Genomic DNA, 22,996 nt, shown 5'->3' on the forward strand with positions numbered 1-22,996 from the left:
GCGCAGCCTGCCACGCCGCCGCGGTGGGTCAAGCCGCAGCTATCGAGGCCCCTCGCCGCCGCGGCGCGGGCGGCTTGACCCACCGCGGCTCACGTGGCTGACGCGATAAGCGCCCCACATCCCGGGGCCGACACCAGCGGCATTGCCGTCACGGTGGTCGCTGCTCAGCGTGGCTCCCGAATCGGTTTGAAGTCCTCCGGAGTCGCCGCAACACGACGAAGGAATCAGTCATGCGCAACGCCATTTTCCGAGACAAGAACGGTGTTCTGGTTCGTGTGCAGCGGACCGCATCCGGATATTTGATCACCTATCCCGATGGGCGCACGCTCACTATCTCCTCGCGCGGGCCCGGCATTCGTATCCGTGCATAAGGGAATCGAACTCCCTGTAAACCACCCCATCCCCGCGGTGCGGTCATCGTAGCCGATTCTGCTCGGCTAATGAGAAAATTTTAGGAAGGGTTATCGTGGTACGCTTGTTCTCTCCGATTGACATGCGGATCCCTCAGCGTATCCGGCTTCGTCTCATGGCATTCGTGACGATCGCCGACACGGGCGTCATCTCCTATATCTCAACGAAGAATCTCGCCGAACGGTGGGGCTTTGGGGCGCTGTCCTGGCTTTACCCGCTGTGCTTGGACGCGGTCGCGGCAGTGGGGATGGACCTGTGGATGTCGAACTCGCCAGCCAAACGCGCGGCCGCGTGCCTGTCACTGTCGGCGGTGGGCTTGTCCCTGGCGGCTAACGTCGCGGACTGGCTGTACGTCGGTCCCGGCGCAGCCGTCCTCGGCGCCGTCCCGCCGTTGATGCTCGCCGCGTTGCTGCTCACCATGCACCGTCACGCCGCCCACACCACGCCGTCCTCGACACCGAGTCTCGCCGCTGGTACCGGTCCCGCGTCGGTGGCACCAGTACCAGCCGCGGTACCAGTCACCGGTGCTGTCGACATCGACGCCGAGGCGCCGCCCACCGTCCCCGACCCGAACGCGCAACCCGCCGCTGCGGAACCCACCGGAGGACGTACGGCCCGGACGACGTCGTTACGGAACCGGAAAGCCCCGTCCTCTGATCGGCCGCGCCAGCCCAGGAAGGGCCCGCAGCCAGACGTGTCTGATCACGAGGTGATCAAGGCCCTGCGCGAGCGCGAGCAGCAGGGAGAGCCGCTGTCGCGGCGCAGCGTGATGGCCGAGTACCGCATGGGCACCCCGCGTGCCACACGGCTGATGGCGGCCGCCAGCAACGGCACGCACCTCACCATCTCCGATCACCACCGAGGTGATTCGTGATGGCGCGGATGCACGACGTTGACCACCATTACCTCATTCGCGAGGCCCTGCGCAGCGCGGACCTCGGCATGTTCGTCTTCCCACTGTGGCCACGCAGCAAGGTGCCGGCGCTGCACGGAGAGAAACACTGCCCCCGCCGCGGGCCGTGCGCGCAGGGACACCGCGGCTGGGAGGCCCACGCCACCCGCGATCCGGAGCTGATCCGGCGATGGTGGCAGCAGTGGCCGCTGAACATCGGGGTCGCAACAGGGCCGTCCGGTCTGCACGTGCTCGATCTCGACGCCGCGCACGGCGAGGACCCTCCGCCCCGATGGGCCGGTGCGCGACACGGCCGCGACGTCCTGGCCCGTCTGGCCGATCAAGCGGGCCAACCGCTTCCCAGTGACACCTACACGGTGCAGACACCCTCAGGTGGGTTCCACCTGTACTTCCGCATCCCACAGGTGCTCAATCTGCGGAACACCGTGGCGAGGCTCGGCTGGCGGGTGGACAGCCGGGGAGGCGGAGGCTACGTCGTCGCCGCCGGATCTCTCCTCACCCACGGGCGCTACACGGTCGCGAACGACCACTCGATCGCCTCGCTGCCTGATTGGCTCATCCCGCTTCTGCGTCCGCCGCGGCTCGTGGTGCATCCGACGGTCGCCTGGCACCGGCTAGGACCGGTGAGTGAGGTCCGCAAGGACGCCTACCTGACCAGGATCCACGACAACGTCGCAGCGACGCCTGAAGGTTACCGCCACGACACGCTGGTCCGAGCCGCCTTCACACTCGGACGCTTGGCCCAGGGTGGCGACATGACCCTCGAGGAGGCACGTGCCTGCCTCCGCGATGCCGTAGCGCGCTGGCGCGGCACACCGTCCAGCAAGGACCTCAACACTATCGAGGACGGCCTGGAGGCAGGCGCCCGTCAGCCACGACGTCTCGCGGGCTAACGCGCCACACCACGCCAATTATCGATCTATTCCTCAGCCGGCCCGAAGCCGCCGGACCGCCTTGTGTCCTCCCCTTAATGAAGCGCAGGTATCCATGGCCATCCCCGCCGACACAACAGTGCCTATGCGCCACCCGACCCGACACCTAAACGGACTCGACGGTGAGCGTCTGTGAAATCCACCGCCCTGGGTATTGGAACGATGGTGTTCTGGCTGCTCCTGGCGGTCATTGTGGGCACTCTAATCGTGATCAAGATGCTAGTCACCGCGTCGAGAATCGTGTGGCAAATCGCCGTCTTCATAATCAGGAACCTGTTCGTGCGTTTTCTTTAGCTGACCGGTTACGCGCGGCCCACATGCGGTTCGTCGACGTCGCCACCAGGTTCAGCGGCTTCTCGGCGCCTCGCTCGCCGCCTGACAGCACATCACACCATCCGCAGCTACGTCCGTGGCTTCGCAAATTTGATGCGTACCACATCGATTTGCTGCGGTCCGCCTAAAGAGGCCAATTGCGTCGGCGGGCTGCTGCCTGCCATGCAGCAAACGCTCATGATTCCCGAGGAGCACGACGTGAACAGCAACTACAGGAACGTCCAGGCCGACATCGTCAGGTTCGTTCAGCTCGGTCAACGAGTCTCGACCAACTTCACGGTGAACCTCTCCAACCGCGCGACCTTCGATGCGGTCATGAACGCTGCCCTTGGCGGAAACAACTTCATGCCCAGCGAGGTCGCAGCCACGATCGGGACACTGTTCGACGACGCCATGCAGGTCGAGTTCGGCGCCGAAGGATCGGCCGTTCTCTACATCGACGTCCCGTTCTTCACTCACCAACGGATCGCGTCCACAACGGGCGGTGGTGACCGGTACACCGACGAGCAGCGGCGCGACTACACGCAGAAGGTGATCACCTGGGCTCGCTCCATGCGCGCCGACGAGATCACCGTCCAGCAGTACCCCACCGTCGCTGATCTGTTCGTCGACAACAGTCCCGGTGAGAACCCATACCGCATCCGCATCTGGTGGGACTGACCCGAACCTGTAAACACGAACCCGCGCTTTGTCAGCGCGACACAGGCCGCGTGGAGGAAACACTCATGGCCAGCTCTCCAGAAACCATCACCCTCGACTCCGGCGATGACGCCATCACGGTGTCGGCGACCGTGACCAGCATGCAGCGCAGGGCCGAACCCGGCATCTTCGGCGCCGTGGTAGGTCTCGACGCTCACCTCACGATCACTTTCACCGCTCCCGACGACTCACGGTCCTACGGCCTGTCGCGCCTGCGTGGCGAGACGTGCTGGATCATCGACGCCGAGTTCGGTCCCAACTGTGTGCCTCGCTACGTCCACGGTTTCGGTGCCCGCTACCTCAAGCTGAAGGCCATCGCACCTGAACTCGCGGATCTCCTGGATAGGGAAGCTCGCCGACGCGGTCTCGCCGAAGCCATCGGCCGGGACATCCCACTCGTCCTAACTGACGACAAGCCCCACGACGACAACGAATAGAGCCTGAGCCGCACGGCGATGGAGTACGCGGTGCTGTCCACTGTGTCCGGTCGGGACCGGTGAGCGCTACACGATGCGTCACCGCCGCGAACCTGTCCAGCCGCGAAGAGCGTGCGGTTGGACAGGTTCGCAGCGGCGACGCTGAAACGCGCGCACACCGACCCCGACCGGACACACTCCGGCAGGGTCCCAACCCTTCGTTGTTGTGGAGGATGTTGTGACGCGACGGATTCTCATCACTGGCTCGAGAAACTGGAACCACCGCCCGACGATCCGTGCCGCCCTCGTTCAGGTGTGGCACCCTTCGGCGATCTTGGTGTCCGGTGCATGCCCCCGCGGAGCGGACGCGTTGTGCGAGGCGTGTTGGGAACACTGGGGCGGTCGAGTCGAGCGGCATCCCGCGCAGTGGCGCACCCGAGGCGTTCTGGACCGCTCAGCCGGATTCCGTCGGAACGAGGCGATGATCGCGTTGGGTGCCGACGTCTGCCTGGCGTTCATCCTGGACGGATCCTCCGGCGCGACCCACACCGCAACCTTGGCGCGCAAGGCATTGATTCCCACGATCGTTTACCGCGCGACGACCGGCACACCGGTCATCACGCGGCACCACTATCCAGCTCCGGACTCAGCGCGGGTCAATGTCTGCGCGGCGTAGTCCCGACAACACCACTCCTCGGCGCGATGCCCTATGTGGACGGAGACAACCCGTATGGCCAAATACAGCATCACTGCACGCCGGATCCATGACCGGCCCGACCCGGGCGGGTGGTACTCCGCCGGAACGGATCTCCCCACCTTCTCAATTGAGGCGACCAGCGCGGAGAACGCCGCGGACATCGCGCACAGCATCGCCGGTCACGGCGCCGCTGGGATCACCCGCACCATCGTCCAGACCTACCGGGAATCCGAGGACGACGGCGAGGACTACACCGACACCACCCGGTGGTGGACTGAGGACGGCCGCCCAATCGAGCCGACCCGCGTCCAACGCCAGTACGGGAAGAACGGCAGCGACATCACCGGCGACCTCTACGCCGAGCATGACGCGGACACGGTGACCTGGTTCACCCACGATGCAGATGTATGGCTGCACCTGGCCCGCACCCCACGCGGGGGATGGGCCATCGCGTCGTCGGACTTCGTCACGCTCACCCCATCGCATCACCGGCACAGGTTCGCCACACCGGACACCGCGCTGTATTGGGCGGAGCGTCGAGTCGGAACACGGGTGGTCGAGGTCAAGGAGTGGTGATCCGCACGACCGCTACATCCCGAACATCACCACTGCCAACTCCTGGCGAGGAAAGCGATGCCACGTAAAGGTTTGTTCAACGGTGAATGTGTCACCGACGGCTGTGCAACGAGCGGCGCGACAGGAATGTCCATCTGGGACGCGTCAGGGAGCAACGACCGGTTCCGTTGTCGACGTTGCAACGACACGATCTCACTGCTCATTCCCAACATCCCCGATCGTGTCTGGACACTCGGACTCATCGACCGCGCCGCCTACGACGTTCATCGTCGACGGGTGATCGGCCTGAACCACGAGGAACTGCAGGCGATGGCTGAACCACTCCGCACGCGTGAGCGCGCTGCACACGCCGCAATGGTTCGACTATTCAAGGCCAGCAACGACGTCCTCGCGCGCGACAACGTCGCCGTCCTGGTCGACGCCACCGACTTGCTCACCGCCGCGACCATCACCAACTGGTGGGTCCAGCACCGCTACCAGCGCTATGACCCCACCGAACCGGGCTGATCACACCGTTCGTCCCAGGGAGGGCTCACATCCCATGTCTCACCCCGCACTCTTGCTTTCGACGATGCGCACCGCCGAACACGCCGTCACGAGTCCGCCGGCACGGCACAAACGGCGGCGGCGAGTGGAGGTGACGCTCTGATGACCATTCGGGCAGCGGTCACCAGGTCGATCGCCCTACACGGCATCGACGGAACACCCATCACGATCAGCGCCCAGATCGTGCCAACACCATCGGACGCCCTCCCTGCCTCGCAGATCCACCCCGTCGAGCGGGAAACACGGGAGAGGATCCGCGCGGCACTCCGCAACAGCGGACTGCCGTGGCCCACCGAACCGGTCTTGCTCACGACCTCCCACCCGCTCCGAGACGGCACAACGCTGGCTGATCTCGCCATGGCGTGCGCGGTGTTGGCCACCGCCGACGAACTCCCGGCTCACGAGGTCACACACACCGTGCTCCTGGGCGAGCTTGGGCTCGACGGGCAGCTACGGCCTGTGCGCGGTGTCCTGCCCGCACTACTCGCCGCGCGCCGGGCAGGACTCGACCGGGCGGTCGTGCCGACCAGCTCACTTCCGGAGGCCGCGCTGCTGCCTGGTGTCCGCGTGGTCGGCGCCGATCGGCTGGCTACGGCCGTCGCCGGGCTCCGCGGACAGCTGTCCGACTCTGCTCAAGCCGCCTCAGCCACCACATCGGTCGCCACCTCGGCCATCGCCGATCCGGCCGGCTCTGCCGTCGACGTTGCGCACCGCACTTCGCCCGGCGGCCGTGCGGCGATGGCGGACGCGAACGCCTCCGACGCGCTCGACGTCTCGGGTCCGCCCGAAGCGGTCCGGGCGGTGGAGGTCGCCGCAGCCGGAGACCACTACCTGTTGCTGGTCGGCCACCCCGGCGCGGGGTGCCGGCGCTACGCCACGCTCCTGCATCAGCTGCGGCCCGCGCTGACCGACGAGGAAGCGCTGGAAGTCGCCGCGGTCCAGTCGGTGACGGGCTGCCTCGGGCCCGACACCTCGCTCGCGCTGACCGCGCCGTTCATCGCGCCACACCACTCGATGTCCATGCCAGCCTTGGTGGGTGGCGGCTCGGGCGTCACCAGGCCCGGCGCCATGACGCAGGCCCACCGGGGTGTCCTGTTCCTCAACGACGTCAGCGAGTTCCGAGCCGACCAGTTGGAGGCCGTGCGTTGCGCCGTGGACGACGGCGAGGTCCGTGTTGCCCGCCGAGACGGGGTCTTCCGCTACCCGGCCCGCTTCCAACTCGTCCTTGCCGCCGCGCCCTGTCCCTGCCGACAGCCCGAACAGGACTGTTCGTGCAGTCCGCACGCGCGGCGCCGGTTCCTGGCCCGGATTACCGGCCCCTTACTTGACCGCGTCGACCTGCGGGTGCGACTCCGTCCACCAGATGACAGCGCTCCGGGCACCTCAGCGCCGGAGGTCGGCTCCAATCTGCGCACTCGGGTGTCCGCCGCGCGAACCCGGGCTGCCCAACGCTGGGCAGAACACCGGGGGAGTACCAACGCCGATGTGCCCGCCACCACCTTTACCCACGCTGAGTTCCGGTTGCCTCGGTTGACAACCGCGCCGCTGGACCAGGCGTTGGAGAACGGTGCGATGTCAGGGCGCGGCTGGGTCCGCGCCCTGCGAGTGGCATGGACTCTCGCCGATCTCGCCGGCCTCGTCCGCCCTGGCCGTGACGAGATCACCGAAGCGCTGGAGTTTCGAGACCGCCGTCCTTCCTGAGCACCTCCTGACCCCGGCGGTGCCGCCCGCATCACGACCGGCACCGCCGCGACACCGCCTCATTCCGGGCGGGAGCTGACCTGCCACACACACGCGGCCCGGGTGGCGCTTGCCTGGCCGAACTAACTCGAGGGGACACATGAACAGCCATCACACGGACGGAACTTCTGACCGTCACGCCAACACGATCGGTACCACCCCAGACAGCAGCGCTGACACGTCGACCGGGTCAGACGTGCGGACGCAAGCGAGTGCGGACGCGCCGATCTACGACGCAATGATCCAGGCGCTCGCGGTCACCCAGCCCGTGAGCGACGCCGCCGCCGATTCCATCGCTGTGCGAGCCCCCAAGAACCACGATGACCCTCGCGGTCTCCACACCGGCGCAGACGCTCCAGTCAGAGACTGGGACGACCACAGGTACGGACGTCCGTCCGCGTCGCCGCCGGTGGTCGACCCAGACTCGCCGGAGGGCGCGGCGATTCTGTCGTTGTTCAGCCGGATCAAAGACATCGAAGAGGGCGACGGAAGCTGGCCCGGCAGCGACGTTGTCGGCGAGGTCACCAGCTGGCTCCTCGAACTGGGCATCGATCCAGATCAAGATCCGACAGACGCGAGGCGCGCGCTGCGGACGGCGTTGGGGGAGCGGCCCGGACGAGGACCGGGCTCGACCGTGTACGGGGTGCGGATCGGCACCGACCACCACGATCCGGAGTCACTCATCCGGACCGCATTGCACGTCCTTACCCACCAACTCGGCCCGGCACCAGCGTCGAGCTGGTCACTCACGACCGTGACCTGCTCGCGCGGATCGAACACCACCCCCGGCCCTGACCCCATCCCCACAGCAGGCAGCTGACCGCTGCCGCCGGCAGTCCCGCCATCCCTTCCCCGGTGGCGGGACCGCCCCCTGCTCACGTTTGCGAGACAAAGGAGGTGACCGGTGACCAAGCTGGAGCGCAACCACGTTCACGAGTACCCGAATCTGACCGGTCGGCCACCGGCCACCGTCGTGTTCTGCAACGGATGTGGCGTCGACTCGATGGCACTTCTGCACCTGTGGTGCACCAAACCCAAGTCCCGCGGCTTCGACCTCGACGAGTTGCTCGTGATCACCGCGATCACCGGCGACGAGTACCGATCCACCATCGACGCCGCCAACGCGCACCTGGTGCCAATGCTTCACGAGCACGGGATTCGGTTCCTCCAGGTCGCGCGCGGTGGACAGTCCACTCGCGACGGTTACGACATCCTCGCCGACAGCACTGCACCGACCGAACTGATCCCGCGCGGCGCATGGCATCTCGGTGAAGAGATGGAACACGCACTGACTCTGCCGCAGATCGTCTCAGGACGTCGTCTCTGTAGCTACCGAGCTAAGGGCGAGGTTCTGGACTCGGCGATCGCAGACGAGATCGCCGCTGGTCGTGTCAGGCCGGACTTCCGGCACGCAGTCGCGTTCGCCGCCGAGGAGACGTGGCGCGCCAAGCGAGACAGCTCCTACACCACGAACGCCCGGCGCCCGTGGTATCCGCTGATCGAGAAGCGCCGCGACCGAACCTGGTGCGCCAACTACCTGAAGAAGGCGCTGAACGGGTTCGTCTACCCACGGTCCTGTTGCCAGTTCTGCTGTTTCCAGGCACCACAAGCTGGCCGGAACGCGCTTGCCGCACGGTGGCGCGCGGAGCCCGAGGCCGGCGCGTACGCGCTCCGCATGGAGCGGCGTGCCTTGTCGACCAACCGTCGGATGCGGCTGTTCGGATCGCTATCCGCAGCCGAGTTCGTCCGCACACGGGAGATCAGCGGCGTGGCGGAGCTGGCAGACAGCGAACTCGCGGACGCGACCACGTGGACGGTGGTCGAGACCCGCCGGGTGTACCGGGCTGCGTCGGTCAAAGACCCCGAGACCGGCAAGAGTCTGCGAGGCCGGGACGGACGCACCGTCAAGGACCCTGCCAGGAAAGGTGACACCTGGCGGTCGATTCGACCCCACGTCACCACCTCGACCCGTGATGAAGGGCTTGTGGCCTTGGAGCGCTTGGCCGCCGTGCACGACACGGTGGTGTGGACCGAAGGTGACCAGATTCCTCGCGTGGACGTGCGGGTCCTGCCGGACCGGCCACGCGAATGGCCACTCACCACCTACGAGTACGCCCTGCTTCCAGGTGCCATTCGCGCGAAGGAACACGCCGGGTTCGACCGCGAGTGGCGCACCGCACTCGCCCGCGAAGCCATTCGTGGCGGCGGCGCCACTCCGCTGCCCTTGGCCATGTGACATGCACCAATAGCGCATCGCGCCGCGAACGTGGATGCGTGTCCATGCAGGCTGAGCTGAGTGGTGCCGATGTCAGACGCCGCTCCGAACCGCTGGCTACACAGTGGACTATGTGAGGAGATGGTAATGGGCTGGCTTTCCTACCACCGCCCGAAGGGCGAGACCGATCGCGCCCACTTCGAGCGCGAACTGCTCAGCAGCCCCGAATACGAGATCGTGCAGTGCGCCAGCAAGAACAGAGTCTTCTACGCCGCGATCCGGACGATCGCCACCGGTGAGGTGTGGGCGCTCGTGGTGCTGATGCGGTGGGCTCGTGGACGGTTCAACTTCGCGTACAAGGACATGCACGAGTCGACGGGACCGTACGCGGCGGACGCACCGGCCTCGGTGCTGGACGTGTTGACTCCCACCGACAACGCTGATGCGATCGAATGGCGCGAGCGGTGCCGGGCCAATCTCGCTCGCCGCAACACGATCCGAGACAAGCTGCGTGGCGTCATCGCCGATGTGGTCATCCGAACGGCGGAACCCGTGCGATTCGAGAACGGCCTGCAAGCTAGCCAGTTCCGGTGCGTGCACCGCACTGGCCGGACTATCGCCTGGCAGGCGATCACTGACGACGGCACCCGATTCCTCTGCAATCTCGGTTCCCAGTGGGAGGAGCGTCACCGCTGGGAGATCAGCGCACCCGCCGCCGAAGCTGGTTCTGGGCCAGCCCCGCCATCACCCAGCCGTGCCAAGCCAGGCTCCGACGACGAGGAGGCACTGCTGGTGTCCGGACAGGAGGCTGGGTGAGTGGAGTGACCCGCTTCTACCTTGGCACTCACCGCGGCCGCTGGCTGGAAGACCATCGGTTCGCCGGGATACCACTGTTCGTCACCTACAACACACTCTCGGCCTACCGGCGCCGGGGCGACGATTTTCCCAAAGGCATCGCGACGGACTATGCGATCGACTCCGGCGCGTATACCGAGATCAGCCGCTTCGGCGACTGGCGCGACTCGCCCGACACCTACGGCGGCCGGATCTACCGGTTCATCGAGGACATCGGCCGCCCCCCGGATTTCGTGGCCATCCAGGACATGCCCTGCGAACCAGGTGCGCTCGCCGCGTCCGGCTTCACCGTCACCGATCACCTTGAGTTCACCCTCGACTCGCTGCTGCACCTGCGTAGCGAGAGTTTCCCCATGCACGCTGGCTGCCAACGCTTCAGGGTTGGCGTCTGGAGGACTACCTGCGGCATGAGCAGATGCATCGAGAAGCCGGGGTTGACTTGACCCAAGAACCGCTCGTGGGGCTGGGGTCGGTGTGCAAACGAGTTTCCTCGGCAGATATCGCGGCCATCGTCACCACGTTGGCAGCACGGGGAATCCCGTTGCACTGCTTCGGAGTGAAACGCGACGGGCTTGCCCGGATCGGGCACGCGATCTCATCAGCGGACAGCCTTGCGTGGTCGGCGACCGCACGCCGATCCGGTATCCGGCTTCCTGGCTGTGTCCATCGTGGACCGTGCAACAACTGCCCCCGCTACGCCCGGCAATGGTGGCAGGAAACTGTCGACGTGCAGAACGTCCCACAACAGACGGCACTGGCGCTCAGCTTCGCCGCCTGACTTCACAAGCATCACAACCTTCTTACAAGCCCAGAGAAGACGCGAGCAACCCACGTCGTCCATCAAGGCAGCTGCATCAGTTCGCTGCGGTTGTTCGCAGCGGTCGTGGGCAACGTCGCGTCATGTCGACGCAGCGCATGATCCGCTACCGAGAGTCGATGCACGCCAGTCATCTATCCACATCTGCGAGGTGTTATGTCCTCTTCGGTCACATCGGTTGAACTTGTCATTGCCCGCCAACTCAACACCTGGCTGGCGGCGCCGCTACAGACCGCCCTGCTCTACGCCGAAGGGCTGGCCAACGGTGCTGTCGCCGTCATCACTGACGCGAACGACTGGAGGCGAGTGCCGGCCGCTGTCGGTCACGCCGTCGACGAGGAGCACGAGGAATCCGGATTCCGCTGGGTCCTGAACGCCGAGGAGTGGCAGATCGGTATCGGCAGCATCCACGGCCTTGCGCACGGTGTCATCGAAAGCGTCGAGACCGGTACACGGTATGGGGTTGAGACCGACCTTCACGTGCCCTGGTACATCTATCCCGAGGACCTGGAAGACACCGGCCTCACCTTGGAAGACCTCGCCAAAGCCTTCGACGGCAACGTGCTTGCTGCCGCGTCCACCTTCGTGCGTGCATGCGCCGCCATGCCAGGCCGGTGAATCGCGTCCTTGGTCCCGCCGCGATCAGCAGGAGAGCTGCCGCTCTGTCCAACTCTGATTGGTGGTGACCGCTTCTCTACGCCGTCGAACTCGAGGGCGTGCCCCGTCGCCGCTCAATGTTCTTACTCCCAAGTAGCCGATGCAGGACACCGATCTTCGCTACGACCTGATCACGCAGACAGACCGACAGCACCACCATCCCGGATCCGGTGCGCGGGTGGGGTTGAGAAGGAGGCAAACCCATGGCTAACGAGCCGTTCGACGCCATCGTCGGCCCGGTAGACCGCACCGACGCAAGTCCTGCTCTGTCCGGAGATCCGACGGAGTTCGACCCAGACGCGGCCTTGGACGCTTACTACGCCGCACGCGAGACAGAAGCAGATCGAGAGCTGAACGAGATCGTCACCGCCGCCTTGGACGCTCAGCCGGACGAGCAGATCGTCCAGTTCACATATGACGATGAACGCTGCTGGGCGATCCGGACAGCCCAGGACGAGTACGTGGTCCGCGCCGACTACGAGTTCAACCCGACCGAGTTCCCAGGCATCAAGCGAACATAAGTGCAATCCAACAGTCGACCACTGACATCGCCGTCCCGAAACAGAGCACAGAGCACCGACGTGGCTACTTGACGCCTGACACCCGCCGGACAACTTCCGAGGTGGCTGGGAGCGGCGAGGGAAAGGGGCAGGCCCGTGATCGTGGTCCTGTTGATCTGCCCAGATGCAATCAGGGCGTGCCGGGGTTCGTGGCGATGAACCTGGGCCACCCGCCCGGAGAAGACAAGCCGAGCTTCGCTCGGTCGCCTCCGGCGATCTTCCCCGACCGGCCGACCCAGAACCCCCGCCACCCCTTCGGGCCCCAGCACGCCCTGATCACGCATGCGGCAGATCGACAGCACCACCATCCCGCACCCAAGCGTGCGGATAGAATCGAGAAGGAGACAGAACAGTGGCTAACGAGCCGGTCGTCACCATCGTCGGGAACCTCACCGCCGACCCCGAGCTGCGCTTCACCAGCAGCGGGCACGCCGTCGCCAACCTCACCGTCGCCGAGACACCCCGCCAGTTCGTCCAGGGCACGGGCTGGAAGGACGGCGACCCCCTGTTCATGCGGTGCACCATCTGGCGGGACATGGCCGAGAACGTCGCCGAGAGCCTTCGCCGGGGCATGAGCGTCATCGTCCAGGGGCGCCTCAAGCAGCGGACCTTCGAGACCCGCGAGGGCCAGAAGCGCTCGGTCATCGAGCTGGAGGTCGACGCCATCGGTCCGAACCTGCGGTGGCAGGTTGCCACCGTCGCGAAGGCCGGTCGCGGCTCCGCTCCCACCCGCGTCGAGGCGCCGTCCACGACCGAGGACCCCTGGAACAACCCCGAGGCGGAGCGCGAGCTGGTCGGCGCGTCCGCCGGCGGCGGCGACAAGCCGCCGTTCTGATCCCAACCCTGACCAGCTAACCAAGCAGGGCGGCGCCGAGCCCCACGGACGCCGCCCTGCTCTCCCCTCGGCCGGGCACCTCGCGAGGTGCCCGGCCGAGGCCCGTTCCAGGAGCCCTACCGTGCGAACTCTTCTCCCATCGACCGCCGAGCCGGTCGGCCGATTCGACTTCGGCTACGTCCTGCACGACTCCCTCGTCCCCAGGCCGCCCTACCACCAGCCACTCCCGAGCACCCCACCGCCCGCAGGCGACCCAAGGACGGACCTGTGTGGCTGCCCGGCCTGTCTGAGTGGCCGTTACTACGACGTCTCCCCGGCCTGCCGGTTCTGGCGCGGAGACTGCGAGGTCTGCCGCGGCACCCGCACGCACACCCGTCGACAGCCCGGCAGGCTGCGTCGCACCCTGTTCGACTGTCTGCTCTGCGCGACCGAGTGGAACCGGGACGTGACCTGGTTCTATCTCGCCATCGGCGATCCGCCGGACGACGCCGCCTCCACCCAACCGTCACGGGGGAGGAGCTGACGTGTCGCTTCGGCTTTGGCCTCTCCGCCGACGCTGCCAACGCTGCGGGACATCCGCGCGGCTGACCTACCACGGCTGGTGTCCTGGCTGCGTCCGCCGCTGCTGCGACGAGGGCGACGGTCTCCGCGTCGGACTACCCACACCCGTCGACGTTCGCCACGCCATCGGACACCTCGACGCTCACCTCCGAATCGATGGCTACCGCCCACGCCGCTGCTGGACCTGCGCGTTACTCCTCGACTACTGCACGGAGTGCGACACCACGGTCACCGCCATGACAGCAGACGACCTGTCCGTGCACGGCCTCGTCAGCAACCGGGACGGCGGCTGGGTCGTCATCGGCTGCGAGGGCTACGTCGCCGCGGGCCTCCGCTCCGCGGCGACACAAGCCCGAACCTGATCACCACGCCCTCACCCCGGGCGGTCCGCCTCAAGACCGACCCCGACCGTACGAGAGGTCCTCATGCTGCAGGACGAACACCCTGTTCTCCGGGCAGGCCCAGCGACGTTCGCGCTCTTGGCCTGCGGCTGTCATACCTTCTACGTCGGCCATGACGTCGCGCCAGGCGATCCCGTCATCTGCCCGTCGCCGACCCGGCGCACAGGCACGGGAAGCCGGTGGACCACCGTCACCTCGACCCTCGTCGGAACAGCGCAGCCGACGGACAGTAGGCCAGCCGCATGACGCGACCCGGCTGACGCATTTCCCCTGTACGAACGCACCGTGAGCGGCACCGCGGACTCCGCAACCAGGCCGTTCCACGTCCTCGCCTTGGATGATCAGCACTGCCTCGGAGGCCAGGCCGCGGACCGCCTTACGCCGGGTTACCCGTCGGCCGGTAAGGCGAGAGGACAGATGGGTGTGCCAGCGCAGAAGCCCGAAGGCTTACCGATCCCGTGGGCTCGGCCGACCAAGCTGCGCTGGCACGACGCCTGCCGCGTCGCTGGGCTGATTCACACCCTGCACGACAGGCACGGTCAGTCTATCCAGACCGCCAGCACCAGCCGGCTCACCCAGGCCCAGGGCCATGCCGACCACGAGGAGGTCGCAGCCGCGCGTCACCACACACCCTTCGCTTTTGAGCGTCTCATGGCGGGGTGGCCGCCTCAAGGGCGCCTGACGGCGTCGGCTTCGCCGATCGAGCAAGCTCGACCCTTGACCCGACCACCCCGCCACCAGTGCCGAAAAGCGCGAAGGGACGGCAGGAAAAAGAGGGTAAACAAAACAAAGGACGCGCATGCGCGAATTAGATTAGTTCGCGTCGTCTTTCAATTCACGAAACAAAGAGCGAATAAATGCGCATGATACCTTGATACTTGCCGCAATAGTCGATAGAATTGACGAGAAGAAACACCGAGAAGGCCAAGCTCGGTGAATTCGCTGAAAGTGATTCGAAGGACGCTGATCGATATGACGCAATCGCCTTGTGTTTCGGACGCAGTCACCGACGTTGCTGCGATGATAAAAAACGGCAAGTTGCGGGACGCCAAGCACCTCATGGCCCAGTTGTTGGACAACGTCGCCCCGCACGTTCTCGCCCTGCTCACCGAGTGTGCCGAGATCCTCTCACGCCCCAGCGCTGTTGCCCGCCCCAAGCTCTGCGCACTGTGGAACCAGCACCGGGCGCACCCGGTGGCCCTCAAGATCATCGAAGCGTGCGCACCAGCACGTGACGAGTGGGACTCCCGCCAGGTCGACGACCTCCCGCAGGTTCCCCAGTCCCGAAGTGACATCGCGCGCCCCGCTAGCCCAGTCCGCGCCCGCCGCAACGCACCGGCAAGCCGCAACGATCGCCGCGTTCGTCGCATCCGTGGCCAAGCCAACCAGACCGCCGACGCATACGCCCAGTCCCGCGCAGGCGTCGACGACCAGCCCGCCTATGGCACCCGCCCCGACGCCTACGCAATCGACTACGACAACGCCGCCCTCTACGCCCTGCGCGGTCTGGACTGTGTGACGTGCTGGACCGAGCGCACCCGCGCCGACCACGCCCCACGGGTCCGCGAAGGCGACCTGTCCGACGACGGACTGTGCTCCGAGTGCCGCGACAAGGGCCGCGAAGGCATCCCCAGCCTGCCCGCCGACTTCACCGCCGCCGACGCCGTAGCCGCCCGCTGTACCTACATCGCGAGCCGTCACCGCCCCGCCACCGCCCGCGCGCTGCTCAATGCCGAGTGGCACGCCGTCGGCCCCGAGGCCCAAACGCTCATCAAGGCATGGTGCGCGGCGAATGTCGAGCTGGTCAACGCCGAACCCGTCAAGCACGAGCCCGTCACGGCCAGGTGTGAGTGCGGCAGCGCGACGCGAGTGCGTGACGGAGCGTGCTCCGACTGCCGACAGCTCGCCGCCGAGGAGAACGCCCGACCCGCCGACGCCGAGCCCGCCCTAGCGGCCGCTGCAGCGTGATCGCGCGGTGCGTGGCCCCGACCAAGTTGGGGCCACGCACCACCGCCGATCACCCCAGCACCACAGGCCAACTCTCCACAGCCTCAACGCCCAACCCGCTCACTCAAGATCATCTATCTCCCCTCAACTCCTCAAGATCACAAGATCACACACCTCTGGCACTCACAGTGTGCGGAAGCAAATCCGGTCGCGGAGCAGGGTAGACTTGGTGCCCTGGGGGGAAGGGGCCACGGGCCCGCACGGTGACCATGACGTGTCACGTGCTGCACGCCGGGGATGGCTACCAATACCTGACGCGTCAGGTCGCCAGCGGGGATGTGCAGCGCTCCGCGCACGATCCGCTCGTCGCGTACTACACCGTTGAAGGCAACCCGCCAGGCCAGTGGGCCGGGTCCGGGATTGCCGATCTCGGTGTGTCCGGGATCGTCTCGGAAGAGCAGATGCTCGCCTTGTTCGGCGAGGGTCTGCGGCCGGACGCGAACGCGTTCATCGCCGAGCGGGTCGCCGCCGGGATGTCGTTCGAGAAGGCCCGCGCGGAGGCGCGGCTGGGGCGCCGGTTCGCGCAGTACGACAACGAGATCCCGCTCGTCAAGAAGACGACCACGGCGTACGCGCAGTTCGAGCGCGACCACCACCGCCGCCCGACCGTGGAGGAGCGGCGGCGGATCAAGGAGGAGATCGCGCTCGCCCTGCTCCACGAGCGGCGGCCAGGCGAGGTCATCACCCGCGAGGACGTCAAGAAGTACATCGCCGACGAGCTGGGCCGCGCCAGGCACGCGGTGGCTGGCTTCGACCTGGTCTTCTCGCCGGTCAAGTCGGTGTCGCTGCTGTGGGCGCTGGGCGGCCACGAGATCCGCACGGCGGTGGAGGAGATCCACGAGGCCGCCTGGCAACGCGCACTCGCCTACGGCGAGCAGGTCGCCGCCTTCACCAGAATGGGCGCGGGTGGTATCGCGCAGGTGCCGTCGCACGGTTTTGTCGCGGTCGCGTTTGTCCATCGTGATTCGCGTGCCGGTGATCCGGACTTGCACACCCACGTGACCGTGGCGAACCGCGTATTGGGGGAGGACGGTCGGTGGCGCACGTTGGACAGCAAACAATTGCACGCCGCTGCGGTCAGCATGAGTGAGGTCTACAATTCCGCGGTCGAGCAAGGAATTGTCGAACGCTTCGGTGCGGAATTCGTTGAGGTGTCGAAAGGTCCCGGTAAGCGGGCCGTTCGGGAGATCGCGGGCATGCCGGGGGAGTGGATCCGCGGGTTCAGCCGCCGCCGCTCCCAGGTCGAGGCCGGGTACGACGAGCTGGTCCGCGACTACGTGCGCCGCCACGGACACACGCCGTCCAGGACGGTGCAGATCCAGCTCGCCCAGCAGGCCACGCTCGCCACCCGGCCGACCAAGTCCGCGCTACGCACGCTGGCCGACCAGATCGCCGACTGGACCCGCCACGCCCACGACCTGCTGCCCGGCGGGTCCATTCCCGACGTCGTCGCCGGGTGCCTGCACCGCCAGGCCACCTCCCTCGAGTACAACCCCGAGCAAGCAGCTGCCGCGGTCGTCGACGCCGTGTCCGCCAGCCGGGCGACCTGGAACGTCTTCCACATCCGAGCCGAGGCTCACCGCCAGCTGCGGCCGGTCGACTTCGCCGGCTCCGAGGAGCGGATGGCCGCGGTGGAGACGGTCACCCAGCTGGCGCTCGGCCGCGAGTCCGTGCTGCTCGACGTCGAGGTCGAGCTCGTCCCGAGCCTGCTGCAGCGGCCGGACGGGGAGTCGGTGTTCACCCGGCACGGCTCCCAGCGCTACACCAGCGAACAGATCCTCGCCGCCGAACAACGCCTCGTCGACGCCTCCCAAACTGCGGCTGGGCCGGTGGTGTCCCGGTTCGCCCGCGACCTCGCCATCCGCCGGTTCGAGACATCGAGCCGAAAGAAGGTCCGGCTCAACCCCGGCCAGCGTGCGCTCGTCCAGCATTTCGTCTCCAGCGGTCAGTTCCTCGCGATCGGGATCGGGCCACCTGGGACCGGCAAGAGCACCGCCATGCGGGCGGTCCGTGAGGCGTGGGAGACGACCGGCGGCCGCGTGCTCGGCTTCGCCCCCTCCGCCGTGGCCGCCAGTGTCCTGGGCGACGAGCTCGGCGTGCGGGCCAACACCATCCACAGCCTGCTGCTCGCGCACGCCCTCGGCGTCGACCTCGACATCCATGCCGGGGACATGTTGCTGGTCGACGAGGCCGGCATGGCCGACACCCGGTCCCTGGACGGCGTGCGCGCCCTCGCCGCCGAGCACGGCGCGGTCGTGCGCCTGGTCGGAGACCACCGCCAGCTCTCCGCCGTGGAAGCAGGCGGCGCCCTGCGGTTGATCTATCACGACAGCGGGGGAGTGGAGCTCACCGACGTCCGCCGCTTCGCCGACCCCGCCGAAGCCGCCGCTGTCCTGCAGTTCCGTGTCGGTGACCCCCAGTCGCTCGACTTCTACGCCTCACACGGGCGGCTGTTCGGCGGCGTGCGGGCCGTCGCGCTCGACCAGTTGTACGCGGACTGGAAAGCCGACGTCGCCGCCGGCCGCACCTCGGTCATGATGTCCGACTCCGCCGACGTCGCCCGGGAACTCTCCGCCCGTGCCCAGGCTGAACGCCGTGCCACGGGCGCTGCCGAACTCGGCGGTGTTGAGCTGCACGACGGCACCCATGCCGGGGTCGGCGACCGGATCGTCACCCGCAAGAACCGCCGCCAACTCGTCGTCCGCGGCGGCCGGGACTACGTCAAGAACGGCGACCTGTGGGAAGTCGAGAAACGCCACACGGACGGACGGCTCACCGTCCGCCACATCGAACACCGCGGCCGCCGCACCCTGCCCGCCTGGTACGTCCGCGAATGGGTCGAACTCGGCTACGCCGCCACCATCCACCGCAGCCAGGGCATGACCGTCGACACCGCCCGCGCCTTCCTGACCATCGCCGCGACCCGCGAAGCCGCCCTCGTCGCGCTCTCCCGCGGCGTCTACGGCAACTACGCCTACCTCGACACTGAAACCGTGCTCCACCCCGACGAACCAACGATCCTGCCCGGTGACCTGTTCTACCGCTACCGCGAAGCCACCCCAGCCATACGCGCCTTGGCCGCGATCCTCGCCCGCGAAGGCGCCGAACTCTCCGCCACCGAAACCCTGCGCGAGGCCCTCGCCGACCTCGACCGGCTCTCCAACCTCGTACCCGAATACGACTACGGCCTCGACGTACACCGCGGACCCGACGCCCACGAACAAGCCGAACACTGGATCCGCGACGCCTTCCCCAACCCGACCGGGGAAGTCGACGCCGACGACATCCTCACGGACGACGCGTGGCCCGCGCTCCGCTCCCTGCTGTTCAAGCTCGACGATGCTGGCCGTGACCCGGTCGCCCTCCTCCAGAAACGTGCCGACGAGCGCGAGTTCGCCTCCGACCCCCGCAATCCGGCCCGGTCCGCGGCGAAAGTGCTCCACTACCGACTCGCCCGCGACCTACCCCGACACGCACCCGATCCCGGCCGACCCGACCTCCTACCCGGCTGGGTAACTAGCCCACCCGAGCACGATCCGAACGACACCGACCCGGCCCGCCGCGAGCTCACCGAGTGGCTCCAGACGCGAGCCGATCGGATCGCCAGCCGCGTTCACGAACTTGGTGAACACGTCGCCCACACACAACCCGCCTGGGCAGCCAGCCTCGGAGACCTCCCCGTCGACCCCATCATCCGCGACACCTGGATCCGACGCGCCGGCCACGTCGCCGCCTACCGCGAACGCTGGCTCATCCCAGACGCCCACCTCGTCCTACTCCCACCCTGCGACCGCGGCGAACAAGGCCGCGCCCGCGCCTGGGTCGCCCAATACCTCAACGACAACCCGATACCCGAACCACACACCGACGACGAGATCGAGACCCGCACCCACCGCCTCCGCGACCGCCTCGCCAACCTCCGCACTCGCATGGCCTCCCAACCAACCACCGACCCACCACATGCCAACACCCAGACCCAGCCAGCACCCGAACCGACACCCGGCCCCGACATCGGTCCATAGCTGACCGCGAAACCACATCCTCGGACGACGCAGGTCAACGTCACGCTGTGATGAGGGCGAACGACCAGGGCGAAAGACGAGGGAGAGCATCGAAGCCCACCCGGGTGTCGTCGCGATTTCCTGCAGCGCGTCCACGCCGACGACGAGCAGACCTCGGGGGCCACGCGCGACGTGCGGCAAACCCCACAGTGCCGACCGGTCCTGAGCCCGCACTGTCTGGACCTCCCGGAATCGTCGAGCTGGTCGTTGAGCACACGGCGCTACGCCCGCTCGACGGTATCCAGCTGCAGGGTGCGTGCCCGTTCTGCGAATCCACCGCGTTCGGTGTGCGGCCGGAGCCGCTGGGTACCTTCACTGTTTCCGGTGCGGCGAGGCCGGGGATCGGGTTCGGTTCGCCACCAAGATCACCGGGCGTTGACACATGGCCCGTCGCTAGTAGGGGTGACGGGTTCGTCCGCGTCGTAGGGCCGCAGTCCGAGGTAGAGGGTGTAGTAGGCGTCCCTGACCGCGCGCAGCTTCGTCTTGCCGACACCGAGGTGTCCGGCGATGGCCCGGCCGGTCGGCGCGCCGGCCCACGGACCGGTCAGGTGGGTCTTCACCGCGCCGCCCCGGTGCGCGTGGTCGATCCGGGCGAGGTGGCTGGCCAGCTCGTCATCAGTGAGCATGGCTGGGCGCCGTGCCAGTGCGGTGAGTTCGATGATCGCCGCCGACAATGCGATCCGCCGCCGACGGAACCGCAGCAACAGCTCCGCACACTGCTCCTCGAGCACACTGTCCGGCGTGGGCATCGCCGTCACCGTGGTTGCTCCGGAGTCGGCACCGAACTCGGCTTCGACGTGGGCGTCGAAGTCCGTGCTGGTCCGAGCTGAGTCGTGCGGCGTGCCGCAGCCTGCGCCCACCGCTGCCGAAAGGCGTCCGTCGCTTCCGCGTCGTCGACGCGGGAGCTCAGCCACAGCTTGACCCGCGGCGCACGTGGGCCGCCTGGGTTCGGCGCCGTGTCGTCTGGCTGGCCGAGAAACGACTTGATCATCGAAGGAGTCCATCCGCGGTCCTTCAACTCGGCCACCCCGACGTAGGCCCCGCACCTGTCTCGCCAACTCAACAGTCGACTCCTTTCGCTCGCGCTACCCGGATCGGCAACGAGAGTGACACAACCGCACTGACCAGCGGATTGTCGAGCCCAGGAACTAATGCATAGGCTTCACCTTCAATTCGCCCGTTCAGGGGAGCCCCAGCACACTCGGCCGACCAGCGGACGTCGTGCGGCGACGTCCAGCACTTGACACGTCCGCCATCGACCGTGTGCGGCCACTGTCGTGGCTTCGGGAGTTACAGTTCAGGCCCGGAACTCCCGAAGCCGACCCCGAGCCGCAAAGTAACGGCTTCTCGCTGGTCAGGTGAAGGATCGGCTCGACGGTCACGGCTTGTGCGCCGTGAGTCGGTGTTCTGGTGGCAGGACAGGCAGATCACGTGCGAGGCGCAGGCGAGGCCCGGTGTGGGTGTGCGGCGTGCCGGGCGAACGCCTGCTCGAGTTCGGCCGGGTCGAGGAGGTGGAGGAAGGATCGGCCGTCGCAGACGCCGCACAGCGTTGCGCAGCCGACGTCGTATCCGGCGCCGTATCCACCGGGCTTGCTGAATGCCGAGGTGACCGCGCGTATTCCGCTGACGGCGCCGCAGCCGGCGCACCGGTCGGCGACCGGGCAGTCGGTGGTGTCCAGCAGCGCGTCGTCCGGCGGGCCGGGGAACGCGACATCGTCGAAGTCGGCATCGTCGAGGTCGGTCAAGCCGACGGTATGCCAACCGTCGAGGGTGAGCCCGTCCAGCCGGGTGTTGCGACGGCGGTGGTGGTGGTCGGCGCGCCGGATGCGGTTGCGTTGCCCCTTGCCCATGGTCAGGCGCCCCGTGTCGAGTCGGTGTGCTGTGTCGCCGAGGCATCCGCACGCGGCCGCGGCGGCCGGCCGAGTCTCCGGGCGACGTCGGTGATCTCGGTATCGCCGTACGCGGTGCGGGTGCCCGAGATCGACATCCCCGTGACTGCGGCGAGATCCTTGAGTTGGTACGGCTGTGGTGTGGTGAACTCGCGGGCGTAGGCCACGAGCAGCCGCATGCGCGCCTCGGCGGCGCGCATCTCCGTGCGGGCGCGGGCGATCTCGGCCAGCAGGGGGTCGTAGTAGAAGTCGGCGTTCTCGTCGGCCAGCCGCACGTTCTGCTCGAACGCGCGCCGCTGCCCGTCGACCTCGCCGCGCCATGCGTCGTGGCCCTCCTGCTCGTCCTCGGTCGCGTCCTCGGGCGGCGGGTCAGGCATCGGATGCATGATGTCCACCAGATCATCGATCATGTCTCGCTTCGCCATGTGAAACAGTATGCGCAACAGAGTGCGATGATCGCAATAGGTTGCGCATGTCGCATCCTTGGTGTGGTGTCCTGGTTGCTGGCGGCTCTCTGTGGCGGTAAGGAACCATGGGAGATCAATCCTCGGGCAGGAAGGCATCACGTGGTCGACGTCGGATACACGCTGCCCGGCGACGACGGCGAGATCCGCTACAACAACGGCAGGCCGAGCATGTGCCCCGGGTCCGCGAGCTGGTCGTGTTCGACAACGAGCAGTGGTATCAGGTCGTTGACGTCCTGTGGCAGGTCGTGGTGCCGATCCGGCTGATCACCATGTCACGGTGACTGGCTGTGAACTGGGCTGGCACGAGAACATCGCGAAGACCCTGACCCGAGTGGCGTGCCCACAAAACTGGCCAGTGACCTCGCTCGAAGAAGCCATCACGTTGTCCGTCTCGCGAACCCCACTGTC

At 67.2% G+C, this 22,996-nt stretch carries 23 protein-coding genes and 2 pseudogenes; 22 read left to right on the forward strand and 3 right to left on the reverse strand.

Going from position 1 to position 22,996, the window contains the following annotated elements; all coding sequences use genetic code 11:
* Window positions 1-526: 526 nt before the first annotated feature.
* From ACRDTB_RS05405 to mobF, 22 genes and pseudogenes are all read left to right on the forward strand, one after another.
* Window positions 527-1,285 (forward strand): DUF2637 domain-containing protein, encoded by a 759-nt coding sequence (locus ACRDTB_RS05405; protein WP_431428890.1) that lies wholly within the window; start codon window positions 527-529, stop codon window positions 1,283-1,285.
* Complete coding sequence (locus ACRDTB_RS05410) at window positions 1,285-2,217, forward strand: bifunctional DNA primase/polymerase (protein ID WP_431428829.1); 933 nt, start codon at window positions 1,285-1,287, stop codon at window positions 2,215-2,217. The genes ACRDTB_RS05405 and ACRDTB_RS05410 overlap by 1 nt, the downstream gene beginning before the upstream one ends.
* Window positions 2,218-2,682: 465 nt before the next feature.
* A complete protein-coding gene (locus ACRDTB_RS05415) occupies window positions 2,683-3,249 on the forward strand; it encodes a hypothetical protein (RefSeq protein WP_431428830.1) in 567 nt (188 codons plus the stop codon).
* A gap of 50 nt (window positions 3,250-3,299) precedes the next feature.
* On the forward strand, window positions 3,300-3,725 hold the full coding sequence (locus tag ACRDTB_RS05420; protein WP_431428831.1) for a hypothetical protein: 426 nt from the start codon (window positions 3,300-3,302) through the stop codon (window positions 3,723-3,725).
* A 217-nt stretch (window positions 3,726-3,942) separates the two neighbouring features.
* Window positions 3,943-4,125, forward strand: a pseudogene (locus ACRDTB_RS05425) (SLOG family protein); the annotation flags it as partial.
* 60 nt (window positions 4,126-4,185) lie between these two features.
* On the forward strand, window positions 4,186-4,380 hold the full coding sequence (locus ACRDTB_RS05430; protein WP_431428895.1) for a hypothetical protein: 195 nt from the start codon (window positions 4,186-4,188) through the stop codon (window positions 4,378-4,380).
* Window positions 4,381-4,434: 54 nt separating this feature from the next.
* The gene (locus tag ACRDTB_RS05435; RefSeq protein WP_431428832.1) at window positions 4,435-4,977 is read left to right on the forward strand and encodes a hypothetical protein; all 543 of its coding nucleotides are present in this window, start codon (window positions 4,435-4,437) and stop codon (window positions 4,975-4,977) included.
* A gap of 57 nt (window positions 4,978-5,034) precedes the next feature.
* The gene (locus ACRDTB_RS05440; protein WP_431428833.1) at window positions 5,035-5,484 is read left to right on the forward strand and encodes a hypothetical protein; all 450 of its coding nucleotides are present in this window, start codon (window positions 5,035-5,037) and stop codon (window positions 5,482-5,484) included.
* 141 nt (window positions 5,485-5,625) lie between these two features.
* Window positions 5,626-6,051 (forward strand): annotated as a pseudogene (locus ACRDTB_RS05445) (magnesium chelatase domain-containing protein); the annotation flags it as partial.
* 39 nt (window positions 6,052-6,090) lie between these two features.
* Window positions 6,091-7,224, forward strand: coding sequence for an ATP-binding protein (locus ACRDTB_RS05450; RefSeq protein ID WP_431428892.1), 1,134 nt, complete (start codon window positions 6,091-6,093; stop codon window positions 7,222-7,224).
* Between the two features lie 139 nt (window positions 7,225-7,363).
* Window positions 7,364-8,083, forward strand: coding sequence for a hypothetical protein (locus tag ACRDTB_RS05455; RefSeq protein WP_431428834.1), 720 nt, complete (start codon window positions 7,364-7,366; stop codon window positions 8,081-8,083).
* Between the two features lie 249 nt (window positions 8,084-8,332).
* Window positions 8,333-9,499 (forward strand): hypothetical protein, encoded by a 1,167-nt coding sequence (locus ACRDTB_RS05460; protein ID WP_431428835.1) that lies wholly within the window; start codon window positions 8,333-8,335, stop codon window positions 9,497-9,499.
* 126 nt (window positions 9,500-9,625) lie between these two features.
* Window positions 9,626-10,294, forward strand: coding sequence for a DUF6927 domain-containing protein (locus ACRDTB_RS05465; protein WP_431428836.1), 669 nt, complete (start codon window positions 9,626-9,628; stop codon window positions 10,292-10,294).
* A 5-nt stretch (window positions 10,295-10,299) separates the two neighbouring features.
* Window positions 10,300-10,776, forward strand: coding sequence for a DUF7221 family queuine tRNA-ribosyltransferase-like protein (locus ACRDTB_RS05470; RefSeq protein WP_431428837.1), 477 nt, complete (start codon window positions 10,300-10,302; stop codon window positions 10,774-10,776).
* On the forward strand, window positions 10,749-11,111 hold the full coding sequence (locus ACRDTB_RS05475; RefSeq protein ID WP_431428838.1) for a DUF7221 family queuine tRNA-ribosyltransferase-like protein: 363 nt from the start codon (window positions 10,749-10,751) through the stop codon (window positions 11,109-11,111). The genes ACRDTB_RS05470 and ACRDTB_RS05475 overlap by 28 nt, the downstream gene beginning before the upstream one ends.
* Before the next feature lie 195 nt (window positions 11,112-11,306).
* Window positions 11,307-11,768 carry a hypothetical protein gene (locus ACRDTB_RS05480; RefSeq protein WP_431428839.1) on the forward strand — a complete coding sequence of 154 codons (462 nt, stop codon included), beginning with the start codon at window positions 11,307-11,309 and terminating at the stop codon, window positions 11,766-11,768.
* Window positions 11,769-12,010: 242 nt separating this feature from the next.
* Window positions 12,011-12,328 carry a hypothetical protein gene (locus ACRDTB_RS05485; RefSeq protein ID WP_431428840.1) on the forward strand — a complete coding sequence of 106 codons (318 nt, stop codon included), beginning with the start codon at window positions 12,011-12,013 and terminating at the stop codon, window positions 12,326-12,328.
* Between the two features lie 391 nt (window positions 12,329-12,719).
* Window positions 12,720-13,202 carry a single-stranded DNA-binding protein gene (locus tag ACRDTB_RS05490; protein WP_431428841.1) on the forward strand — a complete coding sequence of 161 codons (483 nt, stop codon included), beginning with the start codon at window positions 12,720-12,722 and terminating at the stop codon, window positions 13,200-13,202.
* A gap of 121 nt (window positions 13,203-13,323) precedes the next feature.
* Complete coding sequence (locus tag ACRDTB_RS05495; RefSeq protein WP_431428842.1) at window positions 13,324-13,725, forward strand: hypothetical protein; 402 nt, start codon at window positions 13,324-13,326, stop codon at window positions 13,723-13,725.
* Window positions 13,726-13,999: 274 nt separating this feature from the next.
* Window positions 14,000-14,125, forward strand: a complete 126-nt coding sequence (locus ACRDTB_RS05500; RefSeq protein WP_431428843.1) for a hypothetical protein — start codon at window positions 14,000-14,002, stop codon at window positions 14,123-14,125.
* Window positions 14,126-15,097: 972 nt separating this feature from the next.
* Window positions 15,098-16,132, forward strand: coding sequence for a hypothetical protein (locus ACRDTB_RS05505; protein ID WP_431428844.1), 1,035 nt, complete (start codon window positions 15,098-15,100; stop codon window positions 16,130-16,132).
* Window positions 16,133-16,380: 248 nt separating this feature from the next.
* Entirely contained in the window at window positions 16,381-20,193 is a 3,813-nt protein-coding gene (gene mobF, locus ACRDTB_RS05510; RefSeq protein ID WP_431428845.1) for a MobF family relaxase, read from the forward strand.
* 404 nt (window positions 20,194-20,597) lie between these two features.
* Here the strand turns inward: mobF and ACRDTB_RS05515 are convergent, their stop codons facing one another.
* The 3 genes from ACRDTB_RS05515 to ACRDTB_RS05525 all read right to left on the reverse strand — a co-directional run bounded on the left by ACRDTB_RS05515 (window position 20,598) and on the right by ACRDTB_RS05525 (window position 22,546).
* Complete coding sequence (locus ACRDTB_RS05515; RefSeq protein ID WP_431428846.1) at window positions 20,598-20,981, reverse strand: hypothetical protein; 384 nt, start codon at window positions 20,979-20,981, stop codon at window positions 20,598-20,600.
* Between the two features lie 678 nt (window positions 20,982-21,659).
* Entirely contained in the window at window positions 21,660-22,082 is a 423-nt protein-coding gene (locus tag ACRDTB_RS05520; protein WP_431428847.1) for a hypothetical protein, read from the reverse strand.
* Between the two features lie 2 nt (window positions 22,083-22,084).
* On the reverse strand, window positions 22,085-22,546 hold the full coding sequence (locus tag ACRDTB_RS05525) for a hypothetical protein (RefSeq protein WP_431428848.1): 462 nt from the start codon (window positions 22,544-22,546) through the stop codon (window positions 22,085-22,087).
* Between the last annotated feature and the right edge of the window lie 450 nt (window positions 22,547-22,996).

The organism is Actinophytocola sp. (assembly GCF_050699935.1).
In the GTDB taxonomy this organism is placed as follows: domain Bacteria; phylum Actinomycetota; class Actinomycetes; order Mycobacteriales; family Pseudonocardiaceae; genus Actinophytocola.

Excerpts from the sequence above, each read along its gene's own strand:
- ACRDTB_RS05500 (WP_431428843.1), top strand. The coding sequence starts at position 14,000 with ATGACAGCAGACGACCTGTCCGTGCACGGCCTCGTCAGCAACCGGGAC.
- ACRDTB_RS05465 (WP_431428836.1), top strand. The coding sequence starts at position 9,626 with ATGGGCTGGCTTTCCTACCACCGCCCGAAGGGCGAGACCGATCGCGCC.
- ACRDTB_RS05525 (WP_431428848.1), bottom strand. The coding sequence starts at position 22,546 with ATGGCGAAGCGAGACATGATCGATGATCTGGTGGACATCATGCATCCG.
- ACRDTB_RS05430 (WP_431428895.1), top strand. The coding sequence starts at position 4,186 with ATGATCGCGTTGGGTGCCGACGTCTGCCTGGCGTTCATCCTGGACGGA.
- ACRDTB_RS05485 (WP_431428840.1), top strand. The coding sequence starts at position 12,011 with ATGGCTAACGAGCCGTTCGACGCCATCGTCGGCCCGGTAGACCGCACC.
- ACRDTB_RS05435 (WP_431428832.1), top strand. The coding sequence starts at position 4,435 with ATGGCCAAATACAGCATCACTGCACGCCGGATCCATGACCGGCCCGAC.
- ACRDTB_RS05475 (WP_431428838.1), top strand. The coding sequence starts at position 10,749 with ATGCATCGAGAAGCCGGGGTTGACTTGACCCAAGAACCGCTCGTGGGG.
- ACRDTB_RS05440 (WP_431428833.1), top strand. The coding sequence starts at position 5,035 with ATGCCACGTAAAGGTTTGTTCAACGGTGAATGTGTCACCGACGGCTGT.
- ACRDTB_RS05405 (WP_431428890.1), top strand. The coding sequence starts at position 527 with ATGGCATTCGTGACGATCGCCGACACGGGCGTCATCTCCTATATCTCA.
- ACRDTB_RS05455 (WP_431428834.1), top strand. The coding sequence starts at position 7,364 with ATGAACAGCCATCACACGGACGGAACTTCTGACCGTCACGCCAACACG.
- ACRDTB_RS05515 (WP_431428846.1), bottom strand. The coding sequence starts at position 20,981 with ATGCCCACGCCGGACAGTGTGCTCGAGGAGCAGTGTGCGGAGCTGTTG.
- ACRDTB_RS05410 (WP_431428829.1), top strand. The coding sequence starts at position 1,285 with ATGGCGCGGATGCACGACGTTGACCACCATTACCTCATTCGCGAGGCC.
- ACRDTB_RS05415 (WP_431428830.1), top strand. The coding sequence starts at position 2,683 with ATGCGTACCACATCGATTTGCTGCGGTCCGCCTAAAGAGGCCAATTGC.
- mobF (WP_431428845.1), top strand. The coding sequence starts at position 16,381 with ATGACGTGTCACGTGCTGCACGCCGGGGATGGCTACCAATACCTGACG.
- ACRDTB_RS05480 (WP_431428839.1), top strand. The coding sequence starts at position 11,307 with ATGTCCTCTTCGGTCACATCGGTTGAACTTGTCATTGCCCGCCAACTC.
- ACRDTB_RS05520 (WP_431428847.1), bottom strand. The coding sequence starts at position 22,082 with ATGGGCAAGGGGCAACGCAACCGCATCCGGCGCGCCGACCACCACCAC.